Origin of the sequence: Zhongshania marina (assembly GCF_002915595.1) — a bacterium.
GTDB lineage: Bacteria > Pseudomonadota > Gammaproteobacteria > Pseudomonadales > Spongiibacteraceae > Spongiibacter > Spongiibacter marinus_B.
This window is the reverse complement of sequence record NZ_PQGG01000010.1, coordinates 1-2,500: the sequence shown is the minus strand read 5'-3', so window position 1 is coordinate 2,500 and position 2,500 is coordinate 1. Positions and strand designations below refer to the sequence as shown.

Here is a 2,500-nt window from a genome sequence, read left to right as displayed (position 1 = left end):
TTGAAAAATTTGGGGATGAGTTGTGGATCGGAGTGAAAGGCTAATCAAGCTCGGAGATAGCTGGTTCTCCTCGAAATCTATTTAGGTAGAGCGTCGTGTCTAACCCTAGGGGGTAGAGCACTGTTTGGGCTAGGGGGTCATCCCGACTTACCAACCCCATGCAAACTCCGAATACCTAGGAGTTCAATCACGGCAGACAGACAGCGGGTGCTAACGTCCGTTGTCAAGAGGGAAACAACCCAGACCGCCAGCTAAGGTCCCTAATACACATTAAGTGGGAAACGATGTGGGAAGGCTTAGACAGCTAGGAGGTTGGCTTAGAAGCAGCCACCCTTTAAAGAAAGCGTAATAGCTCACTAGTCGAGTCGGCCTGCGCGGAAGATATAACGGGGCTAAATGTGTAACCGAAGCTGCGGATGCGTGCTTGCACGCATGGTAGAGGAGCGTTCTGTAAGCCTGTGAAGGTGAATCGAGAGGTTTGCTGGAGGTATCAGAAGTGCGAATGCTGACATGAGTAACGACAAGGGGGGTGAAAAACCCCCCCGCCGGAAGACCAAGGTTTCCTGTCCCATGCTAATCAGGACAGGGTTAGTCGGCCCCTAAGGCGAGGCAGAAATGCGTAGTCGATGGAAAACGGGTTAATATTCCCGTACTTGTTATAACTGCGATGGAGGGACGGAGTAGGCTAGGCGAGCACGGCGTTGGTTGTCCGTGTTTAAGCTCGTAGGCTGGGGATTTAGGCAAATCCGGATCCCTAAGGCTGAGAAGCGATGACGAGTCCTCTTTTGGATGAAGTCGTTGATGCCATGCTTCCAAGAAAATCTTCTAAGCTTCAGGTTATAACAAACCGTACCCCAAACCGACACAGGTGGTCAGGTAGAGAATACCAAGGCGCTTGAGAGAACTCGGGTGAAGGAACTAGGCAAAATGGTACCGTAACTTCGGGAGAAGGTACGCTCCCTCTGGTGATCGGACTTGCTCCGTAAGCTGAGGGGAGTCGAAGTGACCAGGTGGCTGCAACTGTTTATCAAAAACATAGCACTGTGCAAACACGAAAGTGGACGTATACGGTGTGACGCCTGCCCGGTGCCGGAAGGTTAATTGATGGGGTTAGCGTAAGCGAAGCTCTTGATCGAAGCCCCGGTAAACGGCGGCCGTAACTATAACGGTCCTAAGGTAGCGAAATTCCTTGTCGGGTAAGTTCCGACCTGCACGAATGGCGTAATGATGGCCACGCTGTCTCCACCCGAGACTCAGTGAAATTGAATTTGCGGTTAAGATGCCGTATACCCGCGGCTAGACGGAAAGACCCCGTGAACCTTTACTATAGCTTCACAGTGGACTCTGATATTACTTGTGTAGGATAGCTGGGAGGCTTTGAAGCGTAGGCGCTAGCTTACGTGGAGCCAATCTTGAAATACCAGCCTGGTACTGTTGGGGTTCTAACTCTGGTCCATTATCTGGATCGAGGACATTGTGTGGTGGGTAGTTTGACTGGGGCGGTCTCCTCCCAAAGAGTAACGGAGGAGCACGAAGGTGCGCTAAGCATGGTCGGAAATCATGCGGTTAGTGTAATGGCATAAGCGCGCTTGACTGCGAGACTGACAAGTCGAGCAGGTACGAAAGTAGGTCATAGTGATCCGGTGGTTCTGTATGGAAGGGCCATCGCTCAACGGATAAAAGGTACTCCGGGGATAACAGGCTGATACCGCCCAAGAGTTCACATCGACGGCGGTGTTTGGCACCTCGATGTCGGCTCATCACATCCTGGGGCTGAAGCCGGTCCCAAGGGTATGGCTGTTCGCCATTTAAAGTGGTACGCGAGCTGGGTTCAGAACGTCGTGAGACAGTTCGGTCCCTATCTGCCGTGGGCGTTGGAGATTTGAGGAAAGCTGCTTCTAGTACGAGAGGACCGAAGTGGACGAACCTCTGGTGTTCGGGTTGTCACGCCAGTGGCATTGCCCGGTAGCTACGTTCGGACGGGATAACCGCTGAAAGCATCTAAGCGGGAAGCCTCTTCCAAGATTAGATCTCCCTGGGGCCTTGAGCCCCCTAAAGAGCCGTTCAAGACCAGGACGTTGATAGGCAGGGTGTGTAAGTGCTGCGAGGCATTGAGCTAACCTGTACTAATTGCTCGTGAGGCTTGACCATATAATTAAGTGGTTTAGCTATCACAATGAAGAAACTGCAGCGGATTGTTGCAAGGTGAGTTGGAGACAACTTACACACGAAAGAAAACAGTGTTTATATCAGCTTAGCCCGATATTGTTCCAGACAATATCAGGCACTTCCTCCATCCGTGGAGGTCGTTTACCGCCCTATTTGGATTAAATGACGCAGCACGCAAGTGCGTAAGACACCTCATTTAGCCAAGCCAGTTTGCCTGGCGACCATAGAGACATGGAACCACCTGATCCCATCCCGAACTCAGAAGTGAAACGTGTCATCGCCGATGGTAGTTTGGGGTTTCCCCATGCGAGAGTAGGTCATCGCCAGGCTT

2 rRNA genes (1 of these 2 cut by a window edge) are annotated in these 2,500 nt (G+C 51.7%); both read left to right on the top strand.

From position 1 onward, the window contains the following. A 23S ribosomal RNA gene (locus tag C0068_RS04215) occupies window positions 1-2,151 on the top strand; it begins 749 nt to the left of the window's first position. A gap of 231 nt (window positions 2,152-2,382) precedes the next feature. After that, window positions 2,383-2,498 (top strand): 5S ribosomal RNA (gene rrf / locus C0068_RS04210). The last annotated feature ends 2 nt before the right edge of the window (window positions 2,499-2,500 follow it).